The organism is Pedobacter sp. AK013, from assembly GCF_014205835.1.
GTDB lineage: Bacteria > Bacteroidota > Bacteroidia > Sphingobacteriales > Sphingobacteriaceae > Pedobacter.
The window spans coordinates 37,378-52,227 of sequence record NZ_JACHCQ010000001.1; the positions used below are offsets into that span (position 1 = coordinate 37,378).

A 14,850-nucleotide genomic window follows, 5' to 3' on the forward strand; every position below is an offset into this window, starting at 1 on the left:
GTTTTGTAAATGTTTATCGCAATTGTGCTTTTGCAGCCACGTATCCTTAATAATATTTACTAATGGTTCTTTACAACCATACAAGAAAACATTACCTTGCAAGATGAACTTTTTATCCCATTATTATTTCGACCGGGCAAATAATGATGCCAATGTGGTAATGGGAACGGTTTTGCCAGATCTGATTAAAAATGCTGTAAAAGAGGCAAATTTATACCCACAGAAAAATGAATTCCTGTTTAAAGGAAACCCAGACGAAGAAAATCTATTGCTTGGCTGGAAAAGACATTTAGCCGTCGATCTGTTTTTTCACTCCTCAAACTTCTTTCTGGAGAAAACAACCGAACTTAAACAGCTCATTAAGCCCATTATAGAAAATACAGTGGTTCGTCCATCTTTTCTTGCCCATATTGGCCTGGAGTTGTTGTTAGATCATTTACTGGTTGAGCATAACTTAATCCAGGTAAACCATTTTTATGAAAAACTGAGTGCGGTAAAAAAAGAATCGTTAAGTGATTTTCTTGAACACTGTAATCTTAAAAATCCTGAGGTATTTTTTACTTTTTTGGAAAAGTTTATCAGTAGCAAGTATCTGCTGAGTTATCAGAAACTCGAAAATATCAGTTATGCCCTTAACAGGATCTGTATGCGTTTGTGGCCAGAAACATTAAGCGAGAAACAAATGCAGCAACTTACCTTAGAGTTGGGTATTTTCAAAGCTATTTTAGAGAAAGATTACATGGATATTTTTAGGGAAATTGAGAAAAAAATATGATTTTAATCCGCTACATCATTCTTTAATTGTCACGACCATCAAAAAAAAATGCTTTTTACAGAAAGCAAAAAACAATACAAATTGCTTTTTTAATTTAACAAAAAAAGCTATTTTTGCTTATTAAAAAAAGCAAAAATGGAAGACTTACTACTAGAATTTCAAGCAAATTTAACACGTGTATCTTTAGATTTGCAACGTTATCTTATTGGTAAAGTCGATTTAAATAACCGCTTAATTGCAATTAAAGGTGCAAGAGGAGCTGGAAAAACGACCTTGCTTTTGCAGATTGCGAAATTGTATTTGCCTCAAAAATCAACACTTTATGTAAGTTTAGATCATATTTATTTTTTTGATCATAAACTTTATAATTTGGCCAAACAATTTGTCCAATTTGGAGGGACGAACTTACTGCTTGATGAAGTTCACAAATATCCCAATTGGTCGAGAGAGATAAAATTGATTTACGACAATTTTCCTGAACTTAATATCATCTTCACTTCGTCTTCAATGCTGGAAATCTATAAATCAGAATCTGATTTAAGCAGAAGAGCAATAACTTATTATCTGAAAGAATTGTCTTTTAGAGAATTTATCACTTTTGAATCCAAAATAACACTTCCGACTTACTCATTTCCTGAAATTTTAAAAAACCATAATACCATTGCAGCAGAACTTTTAAAGAATATAAAGCCATTGCCTTTATTTGAAAAATATCTAAAAATAGGCGTATACCCGTATTACAAAGAAAATGAGAATCTTTACATCCAGAAGCTCCAAAACACAATAAATCTCATCATCGAAATAGACATTAATGCAGTTGAAGATTTGAATTATGAAACCTTGGTAAAACTAAAAAAATTGCTTATCAGCGTAGCTTCAAGCGCCCCATTTACGCCTAACATCACTAAATTGAGCGAAAAAATAGGGATTTCACGTAACACCCTGGTTCAGGGTATAAAAATCCTGGAACGTGCCGGATTAGTTAATGAACTATACAAAGATGCATCGGGTATTGGTGTGTTAACTAAACCAGAAAAACTCTATCTTAACAATAGCAATTTGATGTACGCCTTGGCAAAAGAAAATATTAATATTGGAAATATACGAGAAACATTTTTCCTAAACCAATTCAGAGGTTTACACGAAATAAACCATTCGAAAGTTGCCGACTTTATAATTGACAAAACTTATACGTTTGAGATCGGAGGAAAAAACAAAACAAAAGAACAAATTGTGGGCGTGGACAATGCTTATGTTGCGAAAGACAGCATTGAAATCGGTTTTGGAAATATCATTCCTGTTTGGCTTTTTGGCTTTATGTACTAGAACCATGATTTAATTAATTGTCTAGACATTAAATAAAGTATTCATAAAACTCTCTCATCCTTTTTTATATTTGAAATGCCTTTAACAGGATATGTATGCGTTTGTGGCCAGAAACATTAAGCGAGAAACAAATGCAGCAACTTACCTTAGAGCTGGGTATTTTCAAAGCTATTTTAGAGAAAGATTACATGGATATTTTTAGAGAAATTGAGAAAAAACTGGTTTAATTATTTTGATATATTTGGCAAAAAACCAAACAACTAAATGAAAATTAAACTAATGTTCTCCCTACTGCTAATTATTTTGCAGTTTAATACCTTTGCTCAACAGCAGATTAATGTTATTAAAAAACCAACATGGAATATCAGAGCATCTTACGATAGTAGGTACGGCTCGAAGGTAGATTTATCAGATAATGCCATTGCCATGATTGTAGATGTTCCCAAAGCTGATTTCGCTGTAGTTACCATTGATGATAAGTTAAGCCAGAAGTGGCTTACCGAGCTTTCGGGCTTTCCAATGGCAATTGGAAAATTCAAAAATAACATTGTGGTTATTGCCGCCTCAGATCGCAGTTATTTCAAAAGTTTTTCCAATCAGTTCAAAGCCTATCTTTTAGAAGAAAAAACTGGCAAATTGATCTCTGAAAAGATAATTTATGATGGAAGTAAGGATTTTGTGGAAACACCAGAATTCTTTTTTTCTGAAGATGGCGCTTATTTTAAAATGGCTACAAGACTAACAGCATTAAAGCGTAAAGTACACATAGGCTTACAAGTGGTGGGCTTTTTCACCGCACTTAAAATGGACAAAGACTTTAACGAATCTCAAAGTTATACGGTAATCGATTTTAATGATAAGCTGGAACAAATACAAAGAATGGAGCCTGAAATGCCAGATGGAGATACCTGGAAGGCATCCTGTGGTGATGATGGTAGCTTTATCATCAGCACTGTAGATGCTTCAAAAGGAAAGTGTAATGTGGCCATTTATTTAAGCAGCAACCCAAGCCCACTCAAAACAGTGAGTATTCCTGTCGATGCTTTTAGTCAAGATGATATTTCATCAATTACTTTTGCAAGCAGTAAAAAACCACTGGTAAGTTACATTGGCATATTCTACAAAAATGCGAATAAAGAACGCTCTACTTTGATTGCAAGAATTGATTTTAATAATGGAACCTTTACCTCTACCAAGGAAGTATTTGATAAGGTACATGTTAAGGAACTACAAAAGTCTTTTGTACCGGTTAACAAAAAATTCAACGATCTGACTTTTTCAGATATTAAGTACATGAATATCAGACATATTGCAGAATACAACAACACACTTTTGGTTACTATTTCCCCAAGGTTCTCCGTTACGAGCAGCCATGGTTCTATTACATCCGAGGGATCGGTTCTGATGAATGCTTATGATGCTCAAATGAAACCGCTTTATCACCAATTTTTGCCCCGTGATTATACAAGTAGCATAGCAGGAGAAGGATCAGAAGTTTCGTTCAAACAGTCAGAGAAAACCCTTCGGATCTTAGCTAACCAAAAAGATGGTCTTACTGCAGTTGCAACCATATATGCCGAAATGAACCTGGAATCGGGCACGATAAACAAAATTAATATGATATCTAAAGATGACATCAAAAATTCTTATTATGCCAATACAGAATCGATCAGCTGGCTAAATGGCAGCTTTGTTATTCCATTCGTAGAGCGTATGGGCATTTTTAGCAAGAAGGTAGATTTACAGCTTTTACAACTAAAATATTAATCACGCTGCTCCTTTTTCTATATTTGTCTTATGTCGCTAACTGCAATAAAAGAAGAAATGGATGCCCTGGTGGCCGAATTAAATCAGCACAATTACAATTATTATGTGCTGGCTATGCCTACCATTGGCGATTATGAGTTTGATAAAAAATTAAAACACCTCGCCGAGCTTGAAAAAGCAAATCCTGATTTGGCCGATCCGAATTCGCCTACGCAGCGCGTTGGTGGCGATATCACCAAGAATTTTGTTACCATAAACCATAAATACCCCATGTTATCGCTGGGGAATACTTATAATGAACAAGATCTCCGCGATTTTGACGAACGCATCCGTAAAGCTATTGGCGATAATTTCGAATATGTTTGCGAATTAAAATTTGATGGCCTATCAATCAGTCTTACTTACGAAAATGGCAAACTTTTACGTGCGGTTACCCGTGGTGATGGCACCAAAGGTGATGATGTAACTAACAATGTAAAAACCATCCATACCATCCCTCACCAGATCAAATCTGCTGTTGCCCCTGAACATTTCGAAATCCGTGGGGAGATTTTTATGCATAAAGCGGCCTTTTTACGCTTAAACGCTGCCCGTGAAGAACTTGGTGAAATCCCTTATGCAAATCCCCGAAACTTTGCATCGGGCACCATAAAAATGCAAGACAGCAGGGAAGTAGCAAAACGGCCTTTAGATGGTTTTATTTATTTCTTGTATACGGATAGAAATGAATTTAAAACCCATTGGGATAGCTTAAATGCCGTAAAAGAGTGGGGATTCCACGTTTGCGAACACACAAAATTGGTTTCAGGTATAGATGCCGTCCTCGAATTTATCCGCTACTGGGAAGGCGAACGTTTTAAATTGAGTTACGATATTGATGGCATTGTAATTAAGGTGAATAGTTATGCACAACAACAAGAATTGGGTTTCACTTCCAAATCTCCACGTTGGGCCATATCATACAAATACAAAGCTGCTGAAGTTGAAACTGTTCTAGAAAAGGTAACCTACCAGGTAGGTAGAACAGGGGCAGTTACTCCTGTTGCCAATTTGAAACCTGTTTTATTGGCCGGCACCACCGTTAAACGTGCCACCCTTCACAATGCAAACGAGATAGATCGTTTAGATTTACATGAAGGTGATACCGTTTATGTGGAAAAAGGTGGTGAGATTATCCCGAAGATCATTAAAGTAAATCTTGAGAAACGGCTACCCGGAGCCATCAAAGTGCACTATCTTCATCATTGCCCTGAATGTGGAACCGAACTAATCAGAAAAGAAGGTGAAGCGGTACACTACTGTCCTAATGATGAAGGTTGTCCGCCGCAGATTGTTGGAAAAATCCAGCATTTTATTTCGCGGAAAGCGATGAATATTGATGGACTTGGCAACGAAACTATCGAAACCTTTTACAAACATGGCCTTGTAAGGCACATCAGCGATTTGTACACCTTATATCAGAAATCGGATCAGCTCAAAACCTTAGAGCGTTTTGGAGAACGTTCAATAGAAAACATGCTCACCGGAATTGAAAAATCGAAGGAAATGCCCTTCGAAAAAGTGCTTTTTGGCTTAGGTATCCGTTATGTTGGCGAAACTGTTGCAAAAAAAACTGCCGCTGGCGTAAAAAATATCGACAATCTTTCTAAGGCTACCGTAGAGGAATTAATCGCCATAGATGAGATCGGGCAGCGCATTGCGGAAAGTATTGTTGAGTATTTTGGAAAATCAGAGCATTTACAGCAGGTAGAATTATTAAAATTAGCAGGATTACAGTTTGAAATTGAAGAAAAAGTAATAACGCTGAATAGTGATAGGCTTATTGGAAAAACATTCGTAATTTCGGGCGTTTTTGAAAACTTTAGCCGTGATGAGTTAAAAGATATGATTGAGGCCAATGGAGGAAAGATGCTGAGCGGTATTTCGGGGAAATTGAATTACCTGGTAGCAGGTGATAATATGGGACCATCGAAACTGGAAAAAGCGAATAAACTAAACGTTCCGATCATCAGCGATGCCGAACTTTTAGAAATGATAAAATAAAAATTGACCACAAAGGCACTAAGACCACAAAGTTTTTAGTTTTTGTTGGCAACATCCCTGCAATTATTAATTATTTAGAATCCTACATTATTAGGATTTATGATTAAAAAGATAGGGATGAATGAAGAACAGATTGCAAAAGCGATTGTCAATGCAGCTTACCGGGTACATATAGAATTAGGACCAGGTTTGCTAGAATCGGCATATGAAACGTGTTTGATTTATGAATTGGAAAATGCAGGATTGCAGGTTAAATCACAGTTAAAACTACCTGTGATTTACAGAGGCATTAAACTCAATTGTAACTACAGGATAGACATTTTGGTAGAACAAAAAGTTATTGTAGAGATTAAAGCAGTTAGCTTTTTAAATGAGATACATCTGGCACAAACCATTACTTATTTAAAATTAGCTGATTGTAAGCTTGGTTTACTGATAAACTCCAATGTTGCTAAAATAAAAGATGGAATTAAGCGGGTTATAAATGGCCATTTATAACCCAAAATAAGAAAAAAACTTCGTGCCTTTGTGGCTTCGTGGTTAGAGAATAATAATTAAATATATAATGAACAAATTTCAGGGTACTGGTGTAGCATTAGTTACGCCTTTCAACACAGATGGATCAGTTGATTATAATGGTTTAAAAAACCTGATTAATCATTTGATAGAGGGAGGGATAGATTACCTCGTTTCTTTAGGTACAACCGGCGAAACCGCTACAATGACCAAGGACGAGAAGAAGAAGGTGTGGGCCTATACTGCTGAAATTAATAACAATAGATTACCATTAGTTGCCGGAATTGGTGGCAATAATACGCTAGCTGTGGCTGAAGACATTAAATCTTTCGATGCAGCCGGGTATAGTGCAATTTTATCCGTTAGTCCTTATTACAACAAACCTACTCAGGAAGGAATTTATCAGCACTATAAGTATTTGGCTGAAATTTCTCCCTTAGATTTGATTTTATACAATGTACCAGGTCGTACAGGAAGCAATATGAGTCCGGAAACAACCTGCAGGCTAGCACATGATTTTAAAAACATCATTGCTACGAAAGAAGCATCAGGAAGTTTTGATCAGTTTAACCAGATTATGAGGGATAAACCTGCAGATTTCCTTTTAATCTCTGGTGATGACCCGGTTACCTTGCCAATGATCGCTTTAGGTGCTGCAGGCATTATTTCAGTAATTGGAAATGCTTTACCGAAACAGTTTTCTGATATGGTGAAACTTTGTTTAGCTGGCGATTATAAAGCGGCCTTGCCTGCTCATTTAAGCTTAATAGAGTTTACACGTTTGGCTTTTGCTGAGGGCAATCCGGCAGGAATAAAGGCAGCATTAAAACATTTAGGTGTTTGTGGTGATACCGTACGGTTGCCATTGGTTAAAGCATCTGCATCTTTAGAAAAGTCAATTATAGCAGAGATAGAAAAACTGAGCGCGTTGGCTTAAACGCCGACCTGTTAATATTTTTTAAAACAGATTGTTTGATTTTGCTGAAAAGTAAATGAAGGCAATCTGTTTTTTTGTGTAAAAAGAGGCAGCTATACCAATGACAGATTATGATAAAAAGCGCCAGAAAATTGGCATCCGTTCCAATCCCTTCGTTTTATGTACAACGTTACGTTTTGTGCCTTGAAAGCAAACCATTGTTCAATAAACCTGGCAGTAGCGGGCATCACGATTCTTCATCGGGATAAAGCGGATGGCAGGGCCTACAGCACCTATAAAACACCTACATTCATTTCCAAAAAAATAGAAGTTTTATAATGGATAGGAAATGAATGTTTCCGTGCATTTGGTGGCTTCAGTCCCGCTTTCCCTCCTGCCAACTTGAAGGAAATTGGCATCCGTTTCTATCGGGCTCATATACAAGGTTTTGCACCTTCAAAACAAACCCTTGTGCAGTAAAGTGGAAGGCCAGACAATATTACCTACGAAATGCGGCTCTTTCATTTCCTAAAAAATGGAAGGATTTATAATAAATAATAGGATGAATGCATTTTACGCAATCAATTTATTTCTTCTTTCCATTAGCAGGTTATCCTGCCAAACGCCTTTGGACTTTCCTATTTTTTCACGATAGCCGACTACCCTGAAACCTGCTTTTTCATGGATTTTTAATATGGCCGAATTTTGCAAAAATATCCCGGCCTGAAGCATCCAAATGCCTTTATTTTCACTTTCTTTAACCAAGGCATCTAATAATAAAGAACCTATCCCCTGGCCTTTATAACCATGTTTAACATACACTTCTATCTCACCCACCCTACCAGTATCATAATTCGCCGATACTGGCAAAAGCGCACTCCAACCTATAATTTCTTTACTTTTGCAGGCCACAAACCTACAAGCTTTAAGGTGTGATGAATCCCAATTTTCCCAAGAAATATCGGGAGTTCTAAAACTTGCAGTACCTGTATCGATTCCTTCCTGATAAATGGCACTTACCTCGCTCCAGTCTGCAGCACGCATTATTCTTATCATAGTTTTAATCAATTGTGGCTAAAAAGCCTGTGAAAGCTATATTATTAATATTAATTGAGCGAAATTAGCCAATAAGACCTCTTCTGGCGAAGATAACAGGGGCAAGTTTGTCCTGTATTATAAATCAATACAATTCGCCTGCAAAAAGCAGCTTAAAGCGCCCTTTCCGTAACAAAAACGTTAAGCTAATGTTTTTCCTTCACAATGCCTTTCGAATACTCAACAGGGCTCATTCCCACCGATTTTTTAAAAGAATTATAGAAAGCGCTCCTGGAAGAAAAACCTGCACTATAAGCCAATGCCTCTAGTGTGAAATTTTGCATAATCTCTGGGTTGCGGATGCTATCTTTGATCCAGTTTATCCGATACTGATTAATATAATCAATAAAGCTTTTATTGAAATGGCTGTTTAGTACTACAGAAAGTTCATGGCTGCTTATGCCTATCCTTTGAGCGAGAGAATGGAGCCTGATATCCTTTTGCCTGAACAGCTGATGTTTGTTAACATAGAGCTCCAATTTCTGCCCGCATTCTGCCAGATCTCTGGTGCCCTCTTTTGGTTTCGAAAAACTTTTCTTGATGGATAATAGTGTTGATGCTTTAACATTCAATAATGAAGCTACGAGCGCTAGGGGCAATCGGTCTAAATAGCCTGGGTTAGTTTTAGCAAAATACAGATACCTTTCCTTCGCATTTCCCACACGGATAATATGTGCCCTTTGCTGTGCATCTTTATAATATTTCTCCAAAATAACCCTAAAGATATAATTGAGGTCGAAATGGTGTGCAAAAAGACGATTGAGTTCATTATTATGGATGGCAAGCAGATCCGTATCTTCTACAGCTACCACATATTCCTGTGAATAACCCGATCCATGAAGACCGGATATAGAACTTACAAAATCATTTTCAACTGAGATATAGGTGGTTATTTTTTGTTTATTATGAGTGGTGCAACCCATTAAAGCTCCTTTAACAATGAAATAGATGTATTCGCACACTTCGTTCTCATTGAACAATATTTGGTCTTTTTTAATCCTGAGCCTTAAGAGATGTTGCTCAAATTCTTTTTTCAATTTAATATCTACAGGATATACCCTACTCAGTATGCTTAGCACATACTCTACATCTTTACTGTCTGCTTTATTGTATTGCAAATGTTTTGACACCTTATACTGTTAATAATGTTATCACTTCATACCAAATAATTGGCGTACTTCAGTATTCTACTTACTTTGCTTTAACACAAAGCTTGCAATATATCGTAAAATCAAAATTTCCGCTTAATGTTTGTAACCTAAAAGACTACTTGGAGTAAATAAAAAGAAAGCTAAGAAAACTTACGCAATGACAGCTAATTTGTCTTATATATTTTACAGTAAAAATGACATTTGGTGATAAACAATAACAACAAGAGAAATATAGTTGACACAAAAAAGCCTCAGAAAATTTCTGAGGCTTTTCAATATTCATATTTTGATCGCTTAAGCTTTGTTTTTGGTTTCCTGAACCTCTAAACGGATGGCCTGAGCTAAGTTTTTCAAATCCTGCATACCTTTACGTATACGGGTTCCAGCCGCACTGTTACCTTTATTATAAAATTTGTCTGCATCAGCTTCCAAAGCTGCCACTAAACTCTTTACTTCTTCGAATTTTTTCATTTTTAATTACTCCTATGGTTCTTTAAGGTTTTAGTTTTTAATTATCTACTCTAATTTAAAGGGTTTGATGAAATAAAAAAATTTTTAGAACAATAAAAAACAACCTTCTAAGCCATTTTTTTCCACATTCTATCCATTTATAAACATGTTACATTAAAAAACACACACAAAAGTAGCTGAAATACAGGTTTTTACAAAAATAAGCTTCATAAAAAGCCCTTTAAACGTATTTAAAGGGCTCTGTAAATTTTTTATAGATCTTAAACGGTAGCGAAAAGATTCTCTTTATAATATCCGTTCTCCAATTTTTCGGCAACTTCGCTAAAAGCATCTAAAGTACGTTGTACATCTTCCAGCGTGTGTACGGCTGTAGGAATCAAACGCAGTTCGATCATACCTTTTGGAATTACTGGATAAACTACGATTGAACAAAAGATACTATAATTCTCGCGTAAATCGTAAGTAATTGCAGTGGCATCTGAAAGTTCACCTTTTAAGAAAACCGGCGTAACTACAGAATCGGTAACACCCAAATCGAATCCGCGTTCGCGTAATCCTTTTTGAAGGGTCATTGCAATTTCCCAAAGTTTATCTTTCAACTCAGGTTTGCTTTTTAGCAATTCTAAGCGTTTTAATAAACCGATTACCATTGGCATAGGTAATGCCTTAGCAAAAGTCTGAGAACGCATGTTATACCTTAAGAAATTGGTAATTTGCTCTGTTGAAGCAACAAAGGCTCCAATACCTGCCATTGATTTGGCAAAGGTTCCGAAATAAACGTCAATTCCTTCAATACAGTCTTGTGCTTCGTGCGTACCAGCACCGGTTTTACCCATTGTACCGAAACCATGCGCATCATCAACCAGGATACGGAAGTTGAAATCTTTTTTAAGATCAACGATTTCCTTTAATTTGCCCTGAGCGCCGCTCATTCCGAAAACACCTTCAGTAATTAAAAGAATACCACCTCCAGTTTCTTCGACCAACTTGGTAGCACGTTCTAATTGCTTACGGGCACTTTCAATATCGTTATGTTTGTAAACAAAACGTTTACCCATATGCAAGCGTAATCCATCTACAATACAGGCATGCGATTCTGCGTCATATACCACCACATCATTTCTATCAACCAAAGTATCGATAATGGATACCATACCCTGATAGCCGTAGTTTAATAAAAATGCATCGGGTTTGCCTACAAATTCTGCAAGTTCTTGCTCCAACTGTTCGTGATAGTTTGAGTTACCACTCATCATACGGGCACCCATAGGATAAGCCATACCGAATTTTGCAGCAGCTTCCTCATCTGCTTTTCTAACTTCCGGATGATTGGCTAAGCCTAAGTAGTTGTTTAAACTCCAAACCAAATGCTCTTTTCCGCGAAACTGCATATGGGGTGCAATTTCTCCCTCTAATTTTGGAAACGAGAAATACCCATGAGACCATTTCTGGTGTTGACCAAGTGGCCCCATGTGCTTTGCTATCTTATCAAATATATCCAATGTATTATGTGTTTTTTATAATAAAATTTTGCGAATTTAAGCTTTATTCGTCTTAAAATCAACCTAATGATCTTTTAGGTGTTAATTAAGATTTTTTAACACTCCAATTTTATGCCAAAAAAGCCCCGATTTTACAACGGGGCTTTAAAGTTATATTTGGTTCGTTTAATCAACGTTATCGTGCAAGAAAGAATTATTAGGTCTGATCTCTGTACCGCCATCCTGATCATTACTCAGTGTAAACCTACTTACCTGCGATTCAGAAGAATGCTGAACTTGTTGCAACTGCATTTGCTTGCGTTTGTAGGCAGGTTCGTTTTCCAATTCCTGTAAACCATTGGTTGTACGCAATTTCATGCTTAAATCTTTTAAACGTAAGATACGTTCTTTAGATTTTTTCAATTGCTCTTCCATTGATTCATCACTTTTGTCGTCATCTAAACCAACAACCGGCATTTCGATTTCTGGCTCCGGCTCAGGCATTGGTGGCATTTGGGCAACTGGTGTTTCGAACACGAAATTAGTTTCTGCTAATTTAACTTCGAATTCAAATCCGGTTTCCTTTGCTTCTTCTACCTGAGGTTCTTCTTCAATTAAAGTATGGCGAACCACGTTATTTTCTGGCTCCTGAACTTTTTGAGGTTCAGATTTATTGAACATACCACCAAAAAGATCTGCTTGCGAAACCTCTTCCTTGGTTTTTAAAACAGGCTCGTAAGATGGCGTTGTTTTAGGCTGAATGAAAGAGTTTACAGGTTCAACGGGACGAACTAGCGGCGCTTCTTCAGGTGTTAAAAGTGATATTTTCTTTTTATTTTTTTCTTCGTTTACGCGTTCTTCTGATGTTTGGAAGCCGGTTGCAATAATGGTTACAGAAAGCTTATCGCTTAAAGATTCGTCTGTACAGTTACCCCATATTAAATCAGCTGACAGACCGGCTTTCTCCTGAATATAATCAGTAATGATCGAAACCTCATCCATAGTTACCTCACGTAAGCCTGAGCTGATGTTCAATAAAATATAACGGGCACCTTCGATTTCATTATCTTTTAAAAGTGGGGAGGCCAAAGCACCCTCTACAGCCTGTAATGCACGGTCATCGCCCTCAGCGGCAAAACTACCCATAATGGCTACACCACTATCTTTCATTACTGTACGCACATCCTTAAAATCCACGTTGATATAACCCGGAACTGTAATGATTTCTGCGATACCTTTTGCAGCTGTTGTTAAAATATCATCGGCCTGACCGAAGGCAGAACCCAGGGTTAGGTTTCCGAAGATTTCTCGCAGGCGATCGTTAGAGATAACCAGGTAAGAATCTACGTATTTTTTCAACTCTTCCATTCCCTCGTCGGCCTGTAGTCTACGTCTTTTTCCTTCGAAAGAAAATGGTGTAGTAATGATGGCCACAGTTAAGATATCAAGTTCTTTGGCTGCTTTCGCAATGATCGGAGAGGCGCCTGTTCCGGTACCACCACCCATTCCTGCTGTAATAAAAAGCATTTTGGTTGTACTACCTAACATTGCCTTAATATCATCTATATTTTCTATAGCTGAGTTTTTACCAACCTCAGGGATAGAACCAGCTCCCATACCTTCAGTTAAACTAGCTCCTAATTGTACCTTGTTCGGTATCGGACTAGATTCCAAAGCCTGGGCATCTGTATTACAAATAATAAAATCCACACCAGTAATACCAGACAGGTACATATGGTTCACTGCGTTGCCGCCACCGCCTCCAACACCAATTACCTTGATGATTGAAGACTTATCTTTTAACATTTCGAACTGCATATCTTTATGAATCAGTTGTTTAAAAATTTTAAATTCTGTTCATTACTCCATGTAATATTAACACTTTTTCAACAGACGTTTTCCACAACTGTTAATAATGTGGAAAACTCATCTTTTGTGGAAAAAAAATTAACTTTTCAAGTAATCTTCATCGCTTACATTCATATCATCCTGAATGAAAGTTCTTGTTTTTGCCAGTAATTTATCAAACAAACCTGGTCCACGTTTCTCTTTTTCTTTTGCTGTTTTTGGTTTTTCAACAAAAACACCTGGTTGTTTCATTTCTTCAATTAATTCTTCTGCTTTCTGTATCCCTTTAATCAACAAGCCAACGCTGGTTGCATACATCGGGCTTTTCAGATCATCGTAAATGGCTTTAGGCATATCTTCGTATTTAGATAGGTGCTCGTTCGGGTAACCGATACGGCAATCTAAACCAGTAACATATTCAACCGCTTGCGATAAATGTTTCAATAAAGCACCACCACCTGTAATTACAATACCACCGATCAGTTTTTTCTCATATCCGGAAGATTTGATCTCGTAATATACGTGTTCAATAATTTCTTCCATGCGTGCCTGAATAACATAGGCCAGGTTTTTAACCGAAATTTCTTTTGGTTCGCGGCCACGTAAGCCAGGAACGCAAATAATTTCGTTTTCTTTATTTTCCTCTGCCAACGCCGAACCGAAACGTGTTTTTAACAACTCAGCCTGGTTGCGCATTACAGAGCAGCCCTCTCTGATATCTTCGGTTACACTATTGCCACCAAAAGGAATAACTGCAGTATGACGAATAATACCTTCATGGAAAATGGCTATATCTGTGGTACCACCACCAATATCGACCAATGCAATACCAGCTTCTTTTTCTTCCTCGCTCAACACCGATTCAGAAGAAGCCAATGGCTCAAGAATTAAGTCCTGAGTTTGCAGTCCTGCATTGTTTACGCATTTAATAATGTTTTTCACAGCCGTAACCTGACCGGAGATGATATGGAAGTTAGCTTCAAGGCGAACTCCTGCCATACCTATCGGATCTTTGATTCCGGGTTCGTTATCGATGGTAAATTCTTGTGGTAATACATGGATGATCTCCTCACCCGGCGGCATTACCAGTTTAAACATATCATCAATCAATTTATCGATATCTTTTTTGCCGATTTCGTTGTTTAATTCTCTTCTTGTTAAAATTCCTCTGTGCTGTAAGCTCTTAATGTGCTGACCAGCAATACCCACATTTACCACCTGTATTTCTACATTGGATTGTCCGCTTGCTACTTCAACTGCTTGAGCAATACCCTGCACTGTTTTTTGAATGTTAGAAACCACTCCGCGTGTTACTCCCGCCGATTCTGCCTTGCCTATTCCTAAGATTTCTATCTTACCGTGTTGTGTTCTACGACCAACGATAACACAAATTTTTGTAGTACCGATATCCAATCCTACTACGATGGGCGACTGACTGGTAAATTTTGCCTTGTCCATATT

General features: G+C 37.2%; 12 protein-coding genes. 6 read left to right on the top strand and 6 right to left on the bottom strand.

Features of this window, described 5'->3' with window-relative positions; genetic code table 11:
• Positions 1-103 precede the first annotated feature (103 nt).
• From HDC90_RS00170 to dapA, 6 genes are all read left to right on the top strand, one after another.
• Positions 104-775 carry an ACP phosphodiesterase gene (locus HDC90_RS00170; protein WP_184462653.1) on the top strand — a complete coding sequence of 224 codons (672 nt, stop codon included), beginning with the start codon at positions 104-106 and terminating at the stop codon, positions 773-775.
• A 135-nt stretch (positions 776-910) separates the two neighbouring features.
• Positions 911-2,101: an ATP-binding protein gene (locus tag HDC90_RS00175; RefSeq protein ID WP_184462655.1), complete on the top strand. Its 1,191-nt coding sequence runs from the start codon at positions 911-913 to the stop codon at positions 2,099-2,101.
• Positions 2,102-2,365: 264 nt separating this feature from the next.
• Entirely contained in the window at positions 2,366-3,868 is a 1,503-nt protein-coding gene (locus HDC90_RS00180; protein ID WP_184462657.1) for a hypothetical protein, read from the top strand.
• A 30-nt stretch (positions 3,869-3,898) separates the two neighbouring features.
• A complete protein-coding gene (gene ligA, locus HDC90_RS00185) occupies positions 3,899-5,911 on the top strand; it encodes an NAD-dependent DNA ligase LigA (RefSeq protein WP_184462659.1) in 2,013 nt (670 codons plus the stop codon).
• Between the two features lie 117 nt (positions 5,912-6,028).
• Entirely contained in the window at positions 6,029-6,409 is a 381-nt protein-coding gene (locus HDC90_RS00190; RefSeq protein WP_184462661.1) for a GxxExxY protein, read from the top strand.
• A 67-nt stretch (positions 6,410-6,476) separates the two neighbouring features.
• Positions 6,477-7,364, top strand: coding sequence for a 4-hydroxy-tetrahydrodipicolinate synthase (gene dapA, locus HDC90_RS00195; protein ID WP_184462663.1), 888 nt, complete (start codon positions 6,477-6,479; stop codon positions 7,362-7,364).
• A gap of 552 nt (positions 7,365-7,916) precedes the next feature.
• Here the strand turns inward: dapA and HDC90_RS00200 are convergent.
• The 6 genes from HDC90_RS00200 to ftsA all read right to left on the bottom strand — a co-directional run bounded on the left by HDC90_RS00200 (position 7,917) and on the right by ftsA (position 14,847).
• Positions 7,917-8,399, bottom strand: a complete 483-nt coding sequence (locus tag HDC90_RS00200; RefSeq protein WP_184462665.1) for a GNAT family N-acetyltransferase — start codon at positions 8,397-8,399, stop codon at positions 7,917-7,919.
• Positions 8,400-8,584: 185 nt separating this feature from the next.
• Complete coding sequence (locus tag HDC90_RS00205; RefSeq protein WP_184462667.1) at positions 8,585-9,568, bottom strand: helix-turn-helix domain-containing protein; 984 nt, start codon at positions 9,566-9,568, stop codon at positions 8,585-8,587.
• Positions 9,569-9,883: 315 nt separating this feature from the next.
• Positions 9,884-10,060, bottom strand: coding sequence for a hypothetical protein (locus HDC90_RS00210; RefSeq protein ID WP_029278061.1), 177 nt, complete (start codon positions 10,058-10,060; stop codon positions 9,884-9,886).
• A 260-nt stretch (positions 10,061-10,320) separates the two neighbouring features.
• Complete coding sequence (locus HDC90_RS00215) at positions 10,321-11,562, bottom strand: aminotransferase class I/II-fold pyridoxal phosphate-dependent enzyme (protein WP_086545008.1); 1,242 nt, start codon at positions 11,560-11,562, stop codon at positions 10,321-10,323.
• A gap of 165 nt (positions 11,563-11,727) precedes the next feature.
• Positions 11,728-13,359, bottom strand: a complete 1,632-nt coding sequence (ftsZ, locus tag HDC90_RS00220) for a cell division protein FtsZ (RefSeq protein WP_167293140.1) — start codon at positions 13,357-13,359, stop codon at positions 11,728-11,730.
• A 129-nt stretch (positions 13,360-13,488) separates the two neighbouring features.
• On the bottom strand, positions 13,489-14,847 hold the full coding sequence (gene ftsA / locus HDC90_RS00225; protein ID WP_086545007.1) for a cell division protein FtsA: 1,359 nt from the start codon (positions 14,845-14,847) through the stop codon (positions 13,489-13,491).
• Positions 14,848-14,850 lie beyond the last annotated feature (3 nt).